At 69.0% G+C, this 16,193-nt stretch carries 15 protein-coding genes and 1 pseudogene; 9 read left to right on the top strand and 7 right to left on the bottom strand.

Annotated features, from left to right (window positions below; all coding sequences use genetic code 11):
• Positions 1 to 354: pseudogene (locus KQ304_RS04895) on the bottom strand (photosystem II q(b) protein); the annotation flags it as partial.
• 149 nt (positions 355 to 503) lie between these two features.
• Positions 504 to 1,907, bottom strand: a complete 1,404-nt coding sequence (locus KQ304_RS04900; RefSeq protein WP_259735997.1) for a YcjF family protein — start codon at positions 1,905 to 1,907, stop codon at positions 504 to 506.
• Between the two features lie 103 nt (positions 1,908 to 2,010).
• On the opposite strand from KQ304_RS04900, the gene KQ304_RS04905 reads away from it, so the two are divergent.
• The 4 genes from KQ304_RS04905 to KQ304_RS04920 all read left to right on the top strand — a co-directional run bounded on the left by KQ304_RS04905 (position 2,011) and on the right by KQ304_RS04920 (position 5,104).
• Positions 2,011 to 2,508 (top strand): hypothetical protein, encoded by a 498-nt coding sequence (locus KQ304_RS04905; protein ID WP_259735998.1) that lies wholly within the window; start codon positions 2,011 to 2,013, stop codon positions 2,506 to 2,508.
• A 44-nt stretch (positions 2,509 to 2,552) separates the two neighbouring features.
• Positions 2,553 to 3,152 (top strand): hypothetical protein, encoded by a 600-nt coding sequence (locus tag KQ304_RS04910; RefSeq protein ID WP_259735999.1) that lies wholly within the window; start codon positions 2,553 to 2,555, stop codon positions 3,150 to 3,152.
• On the top strand, positions 3,149 to 4,165 hold the full coding sequence (gene trpS / locus KQ304_RS04915) for a tryptophan--tRNA ligase (protein ID WP_259736000.1): 1,017 nt from the start codon (positions 3,149 to 3,151) through the stop codon (positions 4,163 to 4,165). The genes KQ304_RS04910 and trpS overlap by 4 nt, the downstream gene beginning before the upstream one ends.
• 276 nt (positions 4,166 to 4,441) lie before the next feature.
• Positions 4,442 to 5,104: a glycoside hydrolase family 104 protein gene (locus tag KQ304_RS04920; RefSeq protein WP_259736001.1), complete on the top strand. Its 663-nt coding sequence runs from the start codon at positions 4,442 to 4,444 to the stop codon at positions 5,102 to 5,104.
• On the opposite strand, the gene KQ304_RS04925 is transcribed toward KQ304_RS04920, so the two are convergent.
• Both KQ304_RS04925 and KQ304_RS04930 read right to left on the bottom strand, forming a co-directional pair.
• On the bottom strand, positions 5,105 to 5,590 hold the full coding sequence (locus tag KQ304_RS04925; protein WP_259736002.1) for a TM2 domain-containing protein: 486 nt from the start codon (positions 5,588 to 5,590) through the stop codon (positions 5,105 to 5,107).
• Positions 5,587 to 5,961, bottom strand: coding sequence for a DUF2605 family protein (locus KQ304_RS04930; protein WP_259736003.1), 375 nt, complete (start codon positions 5,959 to 5,961; stop codon positions 5,587 to 5,589). Before KQ304_RS04930 ends, KQ304_RS04925 begins: the two co-directional genes overlap by 4 nt.
• Positions 5,962 to 6,178: 217 nt before the next feature.
• Here KQ304_RS04930 and thrS point away from each other — a divergent pair, with 217 nt between their 5' ends.
• The 5 genes from thrS to KQ304_RS04955 all read left to right on the top strand — a co-directional run bounded on the left by thrS (position 6,179) and on the right by KQ304_RS04955 (position 13,809).
• Complete coding sequence (gene thrS, locus KQ304_RS04935; protein ID WP_259736021.1) at positions 6,179 to 7,903, top strand: threonine--tRNA ligase; 1,725 nt, start codon at positions 6,179 to 6,181, stop codon at positions 7,901 to 7,903.
• 25 nt (positions 7,904 to 7,928) lie between these two features.
• The gene (locus tag KQ304_RS04940; RefSeq protein ID WP_259736004.1) at positions 7,929 to 8,954 is read left to right on the top strand and encodes a glucokinase; all 1,026 of its coding nucleotides are present in this window, start codon (positions 7,929 to 7,931) and stop codon (positions 8,952 to 8,954) included.
• Between the two features lie 31 nt (positions 8,955 to 8,985).
• Positions 8,986 to 9,936, top strand: a complete 951-nt coding sequence (thrB, locus tag KQ304_RS04945) for a homoserine kinase (protein WP_259736005.1) — start codon at positions 8,986 to 8,988, stop codon at positions 9,934 to 9,936.
• A 91-nt stretch (positions 9,937 to 10,027) separates the two neighbouring features.
• Positions 10,028 to 11,602, top strand: a complete 1,575-nt coding sequence (locus tag KQ304_RS04950) for an NAD(P)H-quinone oxidoreductase subunit 4 (protein ID WP_259736006.1) — start codon at positions 10,028 to 10,030, stop codon at positions 11,600 to 11,602.
• A 56-nt stretch (positions 11,603 to 11,658) separates the two neighbouring features.
• A complete protein-coding gene (locus KQ304_RS04955; protein ID WP_259736007.1) occupies positions 11,659 to 13,809 on the top strand; it encodes a M3 family metallopeptidase in 2,151 nt (716 codons plus the stop codon).
• A 30-nt stretch (positions 13,810 to 13,839) separates the two neighbouring features.
• Here KQ304_RS04955 and KQ304_RS04960 read toward each other — a convergent pair whose 3' ends face one another.
• From KQ304_RS04960 to KQ304_RS04970, 3 genes are read right to left on the bottom strand one after another with little or no spacing between them, the layout of a single operon-like run.
• The gene (locus KQ304_RS04960; protein WP_259736008.1) at positions 13,840 to 14,433 is read right to left on the bottom strand and encodes a triacylglycerol lipase; all 594 of its coding nucleotides are present in this window, start codon (positions 14,431 to 14,433) and stop codon (positions 13,840 to 13,842) included.
• 4 nt (positions 14,434 to 14,437) lie between these two features.
• Entirely contained in the window at positions 14,438 to 14,848 is a 411-nt protein-coding gene (locus tag KQ304_RS04965; RefSeq protein ID WP_259736009.1) for a dihydroneopterin aldolase, read from the bottom strand.
• Between the two features lie 6 nt (positions 14,849 to 14,854).
• Positions 14,855 to 16,192 (bottom strand): glutamate-5-semialdehyde dehydrogenase, encoded by a 1,338-nt coding sequence (locus KQ304_RS04970; RefSeq protein ID WP_259736010.1) that lies wholly within the window; start codon positions 16,190 to 16,192, stop codon positions 14,855 to 14,857.
• Between the last annotated feature and the right edge of the window lies 1 nt (position 16,193).

The raw sequence follows: 16,193 nt of genomic DNA on the forward strand, positions 1-16,193 counted from the left end.
GAAGTGGAAGATCACCAGCTGGTAGGGACCGCCGTTGTACAGCCACTCGTCGAGGCTGGCGGCTTCCCAGATCGGGTAGAAGTGCAGGCCGATGGCGTTGCTGGAGGGAACAACAGCACCGGAGATGATGTTGTTGCCGTAGAGCAGGGAGCCAGCGACGGGCTCACGGATGCCGTCGATGTCGACGGGGGGGGCGGCGATGAAGGCCACGATGAAGCAGATCGTGGCAGCCAGGAGGCAGGGAATCATCAGCACACCGAACCAACCGACGTAAATTCGGTTGTTGGTGGAGGTGACCCACTGACAGAAACTGTCCCAGCTGCCAGCGCGTCCGCTGCGAACGGCGGTGGTCATTGGAGGAATGAGTGCGGGATGGACTCGCCCCACGATCTGTTCAATCGCCAGGCGCCCTCTGAAGCTAGGCAAAGCCTCCGATCAGGCCGGTGAAACTCTTGAATCGTTGCCTGTATAGAAAGAAGTTCATCAACAACTTCATCAAGACTTCATGAAGAAGCTGTGCGCCACCAGGCCTGGCCCTGGCTGAGGAACCCCTGCCAATCGAGCCGCTCCGCCTCGGCGGCTTTGGCCACCAGCAGGGGTGCCTGCTGGCGCAGGGCCTGCACATCCAGTTCGGGCACCCCGCTGGAGAGCGCGAGCACATCGGCCATGGCGTGGGCCACCACCCGGGTCAGGTAGGCGGCGCTCAGGGCCTGCAGCGCTCCCCCCACCAGCCAGGTGGTTCCCTCCAGGCGCATGGCCGAGAGCAGGGCCTGGCTGGTCCACTCCGTCACCCCCAGGGCGAGGGCTGCCTTGGCCAGCTCGGTGGCGGCCTCCCGCAACTGGGCCAGCTGCCAGGGGCAATCCCACAGCTGCGCCATCTCCTTGAGCATCAGACCGTTGGCCACCGCCAGCACCAGCAGATCGACGCTGGGCATCGGGGCCGCGAAGACCCCGGCGGCCACCAGCCACTGGGTGCGCCGCACCAGCCCATCGAGCTGCGCGCGCCTCAGGCTCTCCAGCTTGGTCTGCCACTGCGCATGCAGGGCTTCCAGCAGGCGCAGCTCGGTCTGCAGCAGCAGGCTTCGGCCGCGGGAGCGCAGCATCCGGCTGCAGGGTTCAAGGGCGGCGCTGAGCTGCTCCTCTTCGCCGCTCCAGAGCAGCACCTGATCGACCAGCGAGCCCGGCAACTGGGCACTCAACTCGCGGAGCAGGTCTGGTTGCCGTGAGGGACCGCGGCTGACGACCAGCAGAAACACGGCCTGGCCCGCGGGCAGGGATTCGAGCCAGCGCAGCTCAGCCGCCCGCAGGGGGGTCTCGAGATGGATGAGCAGCAGATCGCACTGCTGGAACAGCCATGGCCAGCGCCAGTGGGGGCTGTGGCTCGGCAGGGGGTGACCCCAGTGCAGGCGGAGGGGCAGGGGGGGCCTGAGTGCGCGGATCAACTCCGGCTGCAGGCCGGCGGGCGGCAGGCTGACTCCGGCCAGTCCCACCTGCAGTTGCTGGCGTGGCTGCCGCTCGCGCAGCTGCTGCAGCTGCTGCTGCCGGCCCTGGTGCTCGGCCGCGGCGGCGGGGTCGGCCCCAGGGGGCTGCAGCCGCTCGAACTGAGTCAGCAGCCCGTCGCAGCGATCGATCCAACCGTTCCAGTGGGAGGGAAGCCTGGGCTGGATCGTGGCCTTGCCACGGCTGAGCCACCAGAGGCCCCCAGCCGCCGCGGCCACCACCACGATTCCGGAGAAGCTGCCATGCAGGCTGTCGCCCAGCAGCAGACCGCCGGCCAGCACCAGGGCCGCCGGCATCCAGGGCATTCCCGGCCGCCAGTTCCATCCACTGGAGTCGCCCTGCGTTGCTGGGGTGACAGCGCCGCTGTCCGGGGAGGCGGCGGAGGGGGAGGCGGCGGGGGTGGTCAAGGGAGTCGGACGCTGCCTGAGCAGTGTCTCTCTAGCTCAGCCGCCCACTCCTGCCCAGGCTGCCTGGATCCCCTCCAGACTGGGTGGGTCCAGCGGCCTTGCCATGGTGGAGACGGCCCAGGCCGCCAGTCTGAAGCTCACCCCCCGCCTGGAGCTGGAGCTGGCGCGCCTGCTGCTGCTGCAGCAACAGGAGCAGCACTGGCACGGCGGGCTGCCGGTGCTGGTGCTGGATCGCTGCTGGTTGCAGCTTCAGGTGCTGGCGGTGGAGCGTCTGGCGGCGGAATTGCCACCCGATTGCACGGCTGAGGCCCCCGAGCTGGAGGCCTTCCGCCAGTGCTGCCGCCAGGGTCTGAGCCCTGCGGCGGCAGAGGCCCACTGCTGGCGGGAGTTCGGTGAGGAGGCCTGCCGGCTGGCCCTGAAACGGCACTGGCAGGCGCAGGAGCGGGGCCATGGCGGCTGGACCCTGCCCACCTATCTCGCCTTCCTGGCCCGCTACCGCCAGTCCCTGACCGCTCCAGGTCCACGGCCGTTGCCGCTGCTGGTGCTCCCCCGCGCCGGCAGCGGCGAGTCCCAGCGGCTGCTCTGGCTCGTGGCCCCGTGAACCGTTGATGCGGCACACTTGCCCCCTGATTGAAGGCTCCGGCCATGGCCGACGAGAACACAGCAGCAACGCCCCAGCCTGAGCAGGATCAGTCCGCTCGGACCCGGCGCATCGAGACGGGCCGGGGCGGTGGTGGCGCCGGTGCCGGCGGCGGTCGTGAGCGCGACGCCGGTGGTTTCCGCATCCGCCTGAGCGAGAACGAGCAGCGGGCGGCCCAGGCCGTTCAGGAAGCCTTCCAGCTCCGCTCCCCCGTGGCGGCTCTGGGCTTCTCGATCCGCACCGTGGCCCAACTGCTGGAGCAGGGTCAGCTGGAGGCCCTGCTCGCGGAGCACCGCGCCCAGGGCGGCGCCGCCCGCAGTGAAGGCACCCCCCGCGACGGACAGAGGGCCCGGCGGGCCCCCGCCGAGGGCCGGGGTGAGCGCCGCGCCTCCAGCCGTCCTGATCCCTTTGCGCGCCCCAGCCGTCCCCAGGCCGCGGCCGCTGAGCTGGAGCCGAGCGCCGATGGCGTCGACGCTCCCGATCAGGCCCCTGAGCCCGATCAGGCCCTCGAGGTGGTGATCTCTGAGCCGGAGCAGGTCACGAGCCAGCCTGAGGCGATCAGCGAAACCAGCAAGAGCAGCGAAACGGCTGAGACGCAACCGTGAGCGCCAGGCCCCGGGTTCTCTCCGGTGTCCAACCCACCGGTGCCCTGCACCTGGGCAACTGGCTCGGGGCCATTCGCAACTGGGTCAGCCTCCAGGACGACCACGACACGTTTTTTTGTGTGGTGGATCTCCATGCCATCACGGTGCCCCACGATCCGGCGCTGCTGGCGGAGAACACGCGCCGCACCGCCGCGCTCTACCTGGCCAGCGGCATCGACCCCGAGCGTTCCAGCGTTTTCGTTCAGAGCCAGGTCACGGCCCACAGCGAGCTCACCTGGCTGCTGAACTGCGTGACTCCGCTGAACTGGCTGGAGCGGATGATCCAGTTCAAGGAGAAGGCGCGCAAACAGGGCGAGAACGTCTCGGTGGGGCTGCTGGATTACCCCGTGCTGATGGCGGCCGACATCCTTCTCTACGACGCCGATCTGGTGCCGGTGGGCGAAGACCAGAAGCAGCACCTGGAGCTGGCCCGCGACATTGCCCAGCAACGCATCAACGCCCGCTTTGCCCCCGAGGACCGGCCGCTGCTGAAGGTGCCCGAGCCGCTGATCCTGGCTGAAGGGGCCCGGGTGATGAGCCTGCAGGATGGCCGCAGCAAGATGAGCAAGAGCGACCCCAACGAGGGCTCCCGCCTCAACCTGCTCGACCCCCCTGAGCTGATCACCCGCAAGATCAAGCGGGCCAAGACCGATCCGGTGCTGGGGCTGGAGTTCGGCAATCCCGAGCGCCCTGAGGCCGACAACCTGCTGGGGCTCTATGCGCTGCTGAGCGGAGTGGGCCGCGAGGTGGCCGCGCGGGAGTGCGCTCCGATGGGCTGGGGTCAGTTCAAGCCCCTGCTGGCGGAGGCGGCGGTGGAGGCCCTGCGCCCCCTGCAGGAGCGCTATGCGGCGATCCTCGCCGAACCGGGCTATCTGGATCAGGTGTTGCGCAGCGGCCGGGAGCGGGCCAGTGCCGTGGCCGAGGCCTCCCTGGAGCGGGTGCGTGCGGCCATGGGATTCCTGCCTTCACGCTGATCACAGGCCCTGAATGGATCAGCTGAACTGATCAGTTGATCCTTTGGAAGGGGGGCTTGCGCATTCGCTGTAGCGTGGTAGCGGCACCTCGGTGCCGCCAGTGCTGACGCCTGATTCCGCCCCGGGGGATGCGGCGGGCTGTGGATGGTGCACATCAACTTCGATTTGTCGAGGCGATAGGCGATCCAGCGCCGGACGGGTGTGACGACAAGCACAATTTCTTCATCTAAAAGTGTTGCGTTCTGTATGGCAGGTCAGGGATCAAGCCGTGGGCCCTTGGAGGCCCTGGGCACCACGGCCATCCTGCTGGCCCTGCCGGCACTGATCTCCAGCCGCTACGGCGCTGCCCTGGCTGCCCTGCCGCCCCCGCCAGAGACCGCCATGGCCGCAGTCCAGGTCCAGGCCCAGGTCCAGGCCCAGGTCCCCAGGAGCGCGGCCCGCTTCCCCATGACCCGCCAGCGCAGGGCCTTTCTGGCCACGATCCGCTTCGCTGAGGGCACCTGGACCAATGGGTCCGCTGAGGGCTACCGCACCCTCTACGGCGGCGAGCTGTTCTCCTCCCTCGAGAAGCACCCAGACACCGTGGTGGTGAAGCGCTACGCCAGTGCCGCCGCCGGGGCTTACCAGATGCTGCCGGCCACCTGGAAGGCCGCCAGCCGCAGCCTCAGTCTGCGCGGCTTCGGGCCGGCCAATCAGGACCAGGCCGCTCTCTACCTGGCTGAGCGGCGCGGTGTCCTCACCGCGATCGACCGGGGCCAGCTCTGTGATGAGTCCATGGCCCGCCTGGCCTGGGAGTGGGCCTCCTTTCCCCTGCAGCACGGCGGCAGTGCCTATGGCCAGCCCGTCAAGAGCGCAACGGAGCTGCGCCGCTTCTTCAAGGAGCAGCTTCACGCTCAAGCCCCACAGCCACAGCCCCGGGCCGACAACCGTCTGGGTTGATCAGGGCTCCCGGTAGACCACCCGGCCGCGGTCGTCATTGCCCACATCGAGCAGATCGTCGTGCATCAGCCGCTCGATCTCGTCGCGCACCCGCGCGCGCGGGGTGTCGCGGGGGAGCTGGCACTCGAGCAGGGCGTCGTTGTAGGTGAAGCCCGCGGGTCCGGCGCGCCGGGCCAGGGCCAGCAACTGGCGATCGAGGGGCGGCAGGGCGTTGGCGGGAGCCCCGGCCTCAAGGGCCGCGAGCGCGTCCTGGAGCAGCAGCGGCTGGTTGGCCTGGTCCACCAGCTCCGCAATCAGGAACAGATCCACCAGCTGGCCGATGTAGCAAAGGCCGAAGGTGAGCAACCAGAGGGTGCCGCTCAGGGGCTTGCGCGCATAGAAGCGCTGCAGACCGCAGACCCCGAACAGCCCCAGGGCCCAGAGCAGATAGCCAGGCGCCACATGGCGGCGCTGCAGGCGCATCCCAGGGGCGGCCGCTCGTTTCAAGGCTGGGGTGGTGGGGGCAGCTCGGGCAGCCCCACCCCGGCCTGGCGCAGCTCCGCCGAGAGATTCCAGACGCTCAGCACCAGGCGGTGCCAGGGGGCCATGGCCTGCATGTCGAGGGCCATGCTCACCGGTGCGGCCGAGCGCAGGCTCCTGGCGGCCACCAGCTCCTTGCGGGCGGTGTTCAGACGATCGGCCAGAGCCTCCTGGTCGCCACTGCTCATCACGCTCTCCGGGCAGTGCTGGAGCAGCAGCAGGCCGCGATCGAACCAGAAGTCGAAATCCAGCAGCAGCGAACCCAGCAGCTGGTCGAGCAGCTCGCCCGCAGCCTCCGGCCTGGGGGTCGAATCCGGTGTGGGGGGAAGATTGCTCACCGATCAACCTTAGGAATCCATCGGACGGCAGGGCCGAATCCGATGCGTAGGATCGACCCTGGCCTGGCTCGATTCCGTGTCCCCATCCCCGTCGACGCTCCCGGCCGCTGGCCCTGGCCCGAGCCCGGAGTCGGCGCTGAACCAGGGCGGCGGCGCCACCCGCCTGCGCCTGCCGCGCACCAGCGAGAGCCCGGAGCTGTTGCGCATCCGCCACTCCATGAGCCATGTGCTGGCCATGGCGGTGCAGACGCTCTTCCCCAGCGCCCAGGTCACGATCGGACCCTGGACCGAGAACGGCTTCTACTACGACTTCGACAACCCTGAACCCTTCACCGAGGCCGATCTCAAGGCCATCAAGAAGGAGATGGGCAAGATCATCGCCCGCAAGCTGCCGCTGCAGTGCCTCGAGGTGAGCCGCCAGGAGGCGGAGGAGCGCATCAGGGCTCAGAACGAGCCCTACAAGCTGGAGATCCTGGCGGGGATCCAGGAGCCGATCACGCTGTACACCCTGGGCGAGCAGTGGTGGGACCTCTGCGCCGGCCCCCATGTGGCCAACACCAGCGAACTCAACCCCAAGGCCTTCGAGCTCGAGAGCGTGGCCGGTGCCTACTGGCGCGGTGATGAAACCAAGGCCCAGCTGCAGCGCATCTACGGCACCGCCTGGCAGACCGCGGAGCAGCTGGCCGAGTACAAGCACCGCAAGGCCGAGGCCCTGCGCCGCGATCACCGCCGCCTCGGCACCGACCTCCAGCTCTTCTCGATCGAGGATGAGGCCGGCGCCGGGCTGGTGTTCTGGCACCCCCGCGGCGCCCGCATGCGCCTGCTGATCGAAGACTTCTGGCGCCAGGCTCACTTCGCGGCGGGCTACGAGCTGCTGTACACCCCCCATGTGGCTGACCTGAGCCTCTGGAAAACCTCCGGCCACCTCGACTTCTACAGCGAGAGCATGTTCGGGCCGATGGCAGTCGACGAGCGCCAGTATCAGCTCAAGCCGATGAACTGCCCGTTCCACGTGCTCACCTACGCCAGCAGCCTGCACTCCTACCGCGAGCTGCCGATCCGCTGGGCCGAGCTGGGCACGGTGTACCGCTACGAGCGGCCCGGCGTCATGCATGGGCTGATGCGGGTGCGCGGCTTCACCCAGGATGATGCCCACATCTTCTGCCTGCCCGAGCAGATCGGTGATGAGATCCTCGGGGTGCTCAACCTCACCGAGACAATCCTCTCCAGCTTTGATTTCAACACCTACGAGATCAATCTCTCGACCCGGCCTGAGAAATCAATCGGTGAAGATGCGGTCTGGGAGCTGGCCACCGCCGGCCTGATCGAGGCGCTCGATCGCAAGGGCTGGGCCTACAAAGTGGATGAGGGCGGCGGAGCGTTCTACGGCCCCAAGATCGACATCAAGATCGAGGATGCCATCGGCCGCCTCTGGCAGTGCTCCACGATTCAGCTCGATTTCAACCTGCCTGAGCGCTTCGATCTCCACTACGTGGCAGCCGACGGCAGCCGTCAGCGACCGATCATGATTCACCGCGCCATCTTCGGCTCGCTGGAGCGGTTTTTCGGGATCATGGTGGAGAACTACGCCGGCGATTTCCCCTTCTGGCTGGCCCCCGAGCAGGTGCGCCTGCTGCCGGTCACCGATGAGGTGATCCCCTATGCCGAGCAGGTGCTGGAGCAGCTGCGCTCCGCCGGGGTGCGGGCCGTGATCGATCGCAGCGGTGATCGCCTCGGCAAACTGATTCGCACCGGCGAGCAACAGAAGATCCCGCTGCTGGGGGTGATCGGCGCCAAGGAGGCCCAGCAGGGCAGCGTCAGCCTGCGCTCCCGCCGCGACGGCGACCTCGGCAGCGTTCAGACCTCTGCATTGGTGGCGGCGGCTCGGGCCGCCACTGAAACCCGCGCCGCTGGCCTGGGCCTCGAGGCCGTCGCGCCCTGATGGGAGTCCATCGCCTGATTTCCCCATGACCATCCTCCTGGCCGGCGACATCGGTGGCACCAAGACCCTGCTGGCCACCTACCGGCTGGAGGAGGGCCAGATGGTGCAGCTGCGCTGCGAGCGCTTCGCCTCAGCTGCCTGGGACGATTTCTCCGCTCTGCTGCGTCAGTTCCTCGCCGGCGCTGAGGCCGGGTCCGAGGCCCCAAGCCATGGCTGTCTGGCGATTGCCGGGCCGGTGCAGGACGGGCGGGTGCGGCTCACCAACCTGCCCTGGCAGCTCGATGAGCTGGAGCTGGCGACCGCCTGCGGCCTGGAGCGTCTGGAGCTGGTGAACGACTTCGCCGTGCTGATTTATGGGCTGCCGCATCTGGGGGAGTCGCAGCAGGCGCTGGTGCGCGAGGGAGTGCCCCAGCCGGGCCCCCTGGCGATCCTCGGGGCTGGCACCGGCCTCGGCGTGGCCATCGGGGTGCCGGGGCCCCGGGGCCTGATCGCCCTGGCCAGCGAGGCCGCCCACGCCGATTTCTCGCCGCGGCTGGAGCGGGAGTGGCGATTGAAGCAATGGCTGCAGCAGGATCTCGCCCTGGAGCGGGTCTCGATCGAGCGGATCGTCAGTGGCACCGGTCTGGGCCATGTCTTTCGCTGGTTCCTCCACGAATCCGGCGCCGGCCACGGCCTGACCCAGGCAGCGCAGGCCTGGGCCCTGGCCGAGCGCCGTGGCGATGCGGAGCGCCCCGACCTGCCGGCCCTGGTGGCCATCGCCGCCGGCGAAGGCGATCCGCAGGCCGCCGCCGCCCTCGATCTCTGGCTGGCTGCCTACGGCTCCGTGGCGGGGGACCTGGCCCTGCAGAGCCTCTGCCGTGGTGGCCTCTGGCTGGGGGGTGGCACCGCCGCCAAGCTGCTGAGCCAGCTGCGTTCCCAGGCTTTTCTGGGCTCCTTCGGCGCCAAGGGCCGGCTGACGCCGGTGCTGGAGCAGATTCCCCTGCGGGCTCTGATCGACCCGGCGGCCGGTCTGTTCAGCGCCGCCTGCCGGGCGCGGATGCTGCTGGGCTGAATGGGACACTGGCGCCAGCAGAACGGTTGTGATGGTGAGGCCCCGCATCGGGCAGGGTGTGCAGGTGGATGTGCCGGCGACCACCGCCAACCTGGGTCCAGGGTTCGATTGTCTGGGGGCGGCCCTGGAGCTGAACAACCGCTTCGAGTTGCGCTGCATTGAGGGGGATGGTGAACGCTTCGACCTGCTGATCGAGGGCAGCGAGGGCGCCCACCTGCGCGGTGGACCCGACAACCTCGTGTATCGCTCCGCCCAGCGGGTGTGGAAGGAGGCGGGCCAGCAGCCGGTGGCGCTGGAGGCCCGGGTGCGGCTGGCGGTGCCACCGGCGCGGGGGCTGGGCAGCAGCGCCACGGCGATCGTGGCCGGGCTGATCGGTGCCAACGCCCTGGTGGGTGAACCGCTGAGCAAGGAGAAACTGCTGGAGCTGGCCATCGACATCGAGGGCCATCCCGACAACGTCGTGCCTTCGTTGCTGGGTGGCCTCTGCATGACCGCCCGGGCGGCTTCCCACCGCTGGCGGGTGGTGCGCTGCGAGTGGCAGGAGAGCGTCAAGGTGGTGGTGGTGATCCCGGCCATCCGGCTCTCCACCAGCGAGGCGAGGCGGGTGATGCCCAAGCTGATCCCGATTCCCGACGCCGTGGTCAACCTGGGCTCGCTCACGCTGCTGCTGCAGGGCCTGCGCACCGGCAACGGCGATCTGATCGCCGATGGCATGCACGACCGGCTGCATGAGCCCTACCGCTGGGGACTGATCCAGGGAGGTCGCGAGGTGCGCCAGGCGGCCCTGGACGCCGGAGCCTGGGGCTGTGTGATCAGTGGCGCCGGGCCGAGCCTGCTGGCCCTCTCCAGCGCCGACCATGCCGCTGCCGTGGGCCGAGCGATGGTGTCGGCCTGGGAACGTGAGGGGGTGGCCTCCCGCGCCGAAGTGCTGCGGGTGCAGCTGAGCGGCAGCCGCTGGCACGACCTGCCCGATCGCCCCTGAGCGGGCGCCCATGAGTAGTACTACCTAACTGATACATTCAGTGCCCGAAAGCCGGTTCACCCGGCTACAACCGACCCTTCTGCACGCTCGAATGGACGCCACTCTGCCCCTCACGGTTGCGTCCAGCCTCCCCGCGTCCTTCCCCTGGCTCAGCCTGATTGCCCTGTTGCCGGCGGCCGGCGCTCTGCTGATGCCGCTGGTTCCCGGGGATGGCACCGATCCGCGTGCGCCCCGCACCATCGCCCTGGTGGTGCTACTGGCCGACCTGCTGCTGATGCTCTGGGTCTTCAGCCAGCGCTTCGACGGCGGACTGAGCAGCCTGCAGCTGGTGGAGCGGGTGCCCTGGGTGCCGCTGCTGGGCCTGGAGTGGTCGCTCGGAGCCGATGGCCTCTCGGCGCCTCTGGTGGTGCTCAGCGGCTTGGTGACCCTGATGGCTGTGGCCGCCAGCTGGAACATCGAGCGCAAGACCCAGCTCTATTTCGGTCTGCTGCTGCTGCAGGCCTCGGCTCAGTCGCTGGTGTTTCTCTCTCAGGATTTCCTGCTCTTCTTCCTGGCCTGGGAACTGGAGCTGGTGCCGGTGTATCTGTTGATCGCGATCTGGGGAGGCACCCAGCGCCAGTACGCCGCCACCAAGTTCATCCTCTACACCGCCACGGCCTCTCTGCTGATTCTGATCAGCGGCCTGGCCCTGGCCCTGGGAGGCGATGGCTTCACCCTCAACCTGCAGGAACTCAGCCAGCGTTCCTATGGCGGCACTTTCGGACTGCTCTGTTATCTGGGCTTCCTGATCGGCTTCGGGGTGAAATTACCGATGTTCCCCCTGCACACCTGGCTGCCCGACGCCCACGGTGAGGCCAATGCTCCGGTGTCGATGCTGCTGGCGGGGGTGCTGCTGAAGATGGGGGGATATGCGCTGCTGCGCTTCAACGTCCAGATGCTCCCTGAGTCCCACGTGCAACTGGCGCCGGCCCTGGTGGTGCTGGGCATCGTCAACATTGTCTATGGCGCGCTCAATGCCTTCGCCCAGGACAACGTCAAACGACGGATCGCCTGCAGCTCGGTGAGTCACATGGGCTTTGTTCTGCTCGGGATCGGTGCGATCAACAGCCTCGGCATGAGCGGGGCGATGCTGCAGATGATCAGCCACGGCCTGATCGCGGCCTCGATGTTCTTCGTGACAGGCGTGTTCTATGAGCGCACCAAGACCCTCTCGATCCCGAACATGGGCGGCCTGGCCAAGGTGCTGCCGATCACTTTCGCCTTCTTCCTCGCCAGTTCGCTCGCCTCCCTGGCCCTGCCAGGCATGAGCGGCTTCATCAGTGAGATCACCGTGTTCCTGGGGATCACCTCCAACGACGGCTTCACCGTGCCCTTCCGGGTGGTGACGATCGTGCTGGCGGCCATTGGTCTGGTGCTCACCCCCATGTATCTGCTCTCGCTCTGCCGGCGGGTGTTCTTCGGTCCCAGGATTCCGGCCCTGGCCGTGGTGGGCGACATGAGGCCCCGTGAGCTGGTGATCGGCCTCTCGCTGCTGGTGCCCACCCTGGCGATCGGGTTCTGGCCCCGTCTGGCGATCGACTTCTACGGCGCCACCACCACCGCTCTGGCGGAGGGTCTGAGCAACTCCAGCGTGGTGGCGATCGGTCGGCTTTCCGCTCTCGGCTGAACCGCCGTCGTGGCGCCGATCCGCTGGAATGGGCCCACTGACGTGGTTCACCGCCCATGAGCGCCTCCCTGCTTGCGCCCCCTCTGCTGGTCGGCGAGGGGCTGCCCGAGTTTTCTGCCATCAGCCCCGAGCAGGTGCGCCAGCAGATTCCTGTCCTGCTGGAGGATCTCAACACCGGCCTGAGTGAGCTGGAGCAACGCCTGGAGCTGGCTCTCAACTCCTCCTCGCCCGCCACAGCCGCCCCCTTGAGCTGGGCTGAGGTGATGGATCCGCTGCAGCGGCTGGGGGAGCGACTGAGCTGGAGCTGGGGTGTGGTCTCTCACCTCAATGGCGTCTGCAACAGCCCTGAGCTGCGCGAGGCGCACCAGAGCCAGCAGGGGGGCGTGGTGGCCTTCGGCAACCGCGCCGGCCAGAGCCGCACGCTGTACCGGGCCCTGGAGCGGCTGCAGCAGCAGCATCAGACCGGCAGCCTGCCCCTTGATGCCACCCAGGAGCGCATCCTCACGGCCGAGCTGCTGGAGATGCAGCTGCGGGGCGTGGCGCTGGAGGGGGAGGTCCAGGCGGCCTTCAACGCCGCCAGCGAGGAACTCGCCGAACTGGCCACCCGCTTCGGCAACCACGTGCTCGATGCCACCAACGGCTGGACCCTGGCCCTGCACACGCCCGAGCAGGTGGAGGGCCTGCCTGAAAGCCTGCGCCAGCTGCTGGCCCAGGCGGCGCGGGAGGCGGGCCTGAGCGACGCCGAGGGCCGTGAGGCCAGCGCCGAGACAGGCCCCTGGCTGCTGGGCCTCGACATGCCCCGGGCCATGCCCTTCCTCAAATACAGCCGCTGCCGCGACCTGCGCGAGCAGCTCTACAAGGCCCAGGTGAGCCGCGCCTCCTCTTCTGACCTCGACAACCGTCCGCTGATCGAGCGCATCCTCACCCTCAAGGGCCAGCAGGCCCTGCGCCTGGGCTACGCCACCTGGGCCGAGGTGAGCCTGGCCTCGAAGATGGCCCACTCCGTGGACGCCGTCGAAGCCCTGCTCGAAGACCTGCGCGCGGCCTCCTTGCCGGTGGCGCAGCGGGAGCTGCAGGCCCTCGCCGCCTGCGCCGCGCGCCAGGGCGCCCCTGAGGCCGCTGATCTCAGGCCCTGGGACGTGAGCTTCTGGGCTGAGGTGCTGCGCCGCGAGAGCTTCGATCTGCACGGTGAGGCCCTGCGCCCCTGGTTCCCGCTGCCGCGGGTGCTGGATGGTCTGTTCGCCCTCTGCGGCCGTCTGTTCGACATCCGCATCGAAGCCGCCGACGGGGAGGCACCGATGTGGCACGCCGATGTGCGTTTCTTCCGGGTGTTCGATGCCAGTGGCGGCCAGGCCATCGCCAGCTTCTATCTCGATCCCTACAGCCGGCCCGGCAGCAAGCGCGGTGGGGCCTGGATGGACAGCTGTCTGGATCGCAGCAGCGATGCCGCCGGCCGCCCGGTGCTGCCGGTGGCCTACCTGATCTGCAACCAGAGCCCGCCGGTGGGTGAGACCCCCAGCCTGATGACCTTCGAGGAGGTGGAAACCCTCTTCCACGAGTTCGGCCATGGGCTCCAGCACATGCTCACCACCGTCGAGCGGCCCCAGGCGGCGGGCATCAACCACGTGGAGTGGGATGCGGTGGAGTTGCCCAGCCAGTTCATGGAGAACTGGTGCTACGACCGCTCCACCCTGCTGGGCATGGCCCGCCACTGGCAGACCGCTGAACCGTTGCCCGAGGCGGAATTCGCCAAGCTGCTGGCGGCCCGCACCTTCATGGGCGGCAGCGCCACCCTGCGCCAGGTGCATTTCGCCCTGGTGGACCTGCGCCTGCACAGCGTCTGGAGCCCCGGCACGGGCCTGAGCCCCGAGGATCTGCGCCGCCAGATCGCCGCCACCACCACGGTGCTGCCCCCCATTCCCGAGGACGCCTTCCTCTGCGCCTTCGGCCACATCTTCGCGGGGGGGTATTCCGCCGGCTATTACTCCTACAAGTGGGCTGAGGTGCTCAGTGCCGATGCCTTCAGCGCCTTTGAGGAGGTGGGCCTCGAGGATGAGCCCGCGGTCCAGAGCACTGGCCGCCGTTTCCGCGACACGGTGCTCAGCCTGGGCGGCAGCCGCAGCCCCGCCGAAGTGTTCGAGGCCTTCCGCGGCCGGGCCCCCTCGCCTGAGGCCCTGATCCGCCATTCCGGGCTGGTGGCGGCCTGATGGTGGGCTGATGCGAGCCGCTGGAGGTTGTTAAGGGCGCAGCAACTCCCGACGCAGCACCTCCAGCGACGCCGGCGCGCTGAGCACGTTCTGGTGCAGCCTTACGGGCAAGGGCCGGGCCGGGCCGAAGGGCAGCACCGCCTTCCAGCCCGGCACCACCACCTGATCGGTGGGGGTGTAGAAGCTCAGGCAGTCCACCCCCGCAAGAGCATGGGGTTCCTCGTTGAGCCGGCGCAGCAGCGGACTGCCTGGTTTCATGTCGGCGATGCCCCCCAGCAGAAATGCCGGCCAGGGCTGGGCCGTGATCGTGCCCTGCTGTGGGCTGGCCACGCTGATGAAGCGGCGGGTGCGCTCCTCTCCCCCCAGCAGCTGCAGCCAGCAGCGGCCGATCACCCCGCCCATCGAGAACCCGAGCAGATCGATCGGTTCCTCGGATCCGAAGCGTGCCTCGATGGCCTTCCCCAGCCGCTCGGCCAGCTCCAGCAGGGGCGTGGCGCCGAGGCGGTGGCTCAGGTGGGGAACGAGCAAAGGATCGCGCGCTCCCGCCAGGAGCTGTTCCAGGCGCCGGAACAGGCGGGGCGAATCCCAGAGCCCATGCACCAGCACCAGGGGGGGGGCAGCCATCGCTTCAGCTGGAGGGGGGCGCATGGCGCCAGCGCTCCACCTGCACCAGGCCACTGAAGCCGGGCACCGGCGCGGCGCATTTGCCCAGGACCAGGCGTTGGCTGACGGGGCCGTAAAGCCCTTCCACGCACTCCATCATCCGCTCGCTGTAGTGCTCCAGGGTGAGGCAGCGGATCGTGCGGGCCTGCTGCTGCAGGGCCTGGATCACCAGGCTGTAATCGAGGCTGAGCTCGAGCTGATCGCTGCGGCCGGCGGGCCCGAGATCGTGCCAGAGGCTGAGCGAGAGCTCAAACCACTGGCCCAGCTCCCGCTCCTGTTCGAGCACGCCCACGTGGGCCCAGAGCCGCAGCCCCTGCAGGTGGATCGCCTCGCGGCCCGGCAGGGGGGCGGGCTCAGGGCTGGTTCGATCAGCCATGGGGGCTTAAAGGGGTAGGGAACGGTGGCTGAAGTGGCGCTGGCCGCTGGCGTAGTCGGCGGCGATGTGGCCCTCGCCCCGCAGGCGGTAGCGGTAGGTGACCAGGCCCTCCAGCCCCACGGGTCCCCGTGGCGGCAGCGTCTGGGTGCTGATGCCCACCTCGGCGCCGAAGCCGTAGCGGAAGCCATCGGCGAAGCGGGTGGAGCAGTTGAGATAGACCCCGGCGCTGTCCACCGCTGAGAGGAAGCGTCCGGCTGCCTCGGCGTCGGTGGTGCAGATGGCGTCGGTGTGGCGGGAGCCGTGGCGGGCGATGTGCTCCAGGGCCGCCTCCAGATGCTCCACCACCTTCACCGCCAGGATCCGATCGGAGAACTCCCGGCCCCAGTCGTCGTCGCTGGCGGCAATCGCCACCCCGTGGGCACAGGCGCGGGGGCAGCCCCGCAGTTCCACGCCAGCGGCGCTGAAGGCGCTGATGGCCGCCGGCAGGAACGCCGCGGCCACGTCCTGGTGCACCAGCAGGGTCTCGATCGCATTGCAGGCGGCCGAGTACTGGGTCTTGCTGTCGATGGCGATGCGCAGGGCCTGCTGCTGGTCCACCGAGCGGTCCACCAGCAGGTGGCAGACCCCATCGGCGTGGCCGAGCACGGGGATGCGGGTGTGGTCCTGGATGAAGCGCACCAGTTCGTTGGAGCCGCGGGGAATGATCAGATCCACCAGCCCATCGAGCTGCAGCATTCCCAGGCTCTCCTGGCGGCTGGTGAGCAGGGCGAGGGCGGCTGGATCCACCGCGCTCGCCCCCAGGCCCTGCTGCAGGGCCGCGAAGATCGCCGCGCAGCTGCCACTGGCCTCGCTCCCGCCTTTGAGCAGAGCGCCGTTGCCGGAGCGGATGGCCAGTGAGGCGATCTGGATCAGGGCGTCGGGGCGGGCCTCGAAGATCACCCCCACCACCCCCAGGGGCACCGTGACCCGCTCCAGCACCAGGCCGGCATCCAGTTCGGTGTGCAGCTGGCGGCGGCCGATCGGATCGGCCAGCTCCGCCAGCTGCCGCACCCCCTCGATTGCGCCGGTGAGCTTGCTGTCATCCAGCAGCAGGCGGGCCACCAGGGCCGGCGCCAGCTGCTCCGCCGCCGCCGCCTCGAGATCGGCCCTGTTGGCGGCCACGATGGCGTCTGCTGAGTGCTCCAGTCCCTGGGCCATCGCCAGCAGGGCCTGACGCCGCTGGCCATCGCTGCATTGCCCCAGGGCCATGGCCGCCCGGCGCACGGCCCCGGCGCGGCTGAGCAGCTCCGGGCTGGGCTCGGGGACAGCGGATGGAGCGGATGGGCCGGAGGAGGTGGAAGCCATC

The organism is Synechococcus sp. CS-1329 (genome assembly GCF_025128055.1).
GTDB lineage: Bacteria > Cyanobacteriota > Cyanobacteriia > PCC-6307 > Cyanobiaceae > Regnicoccus_A.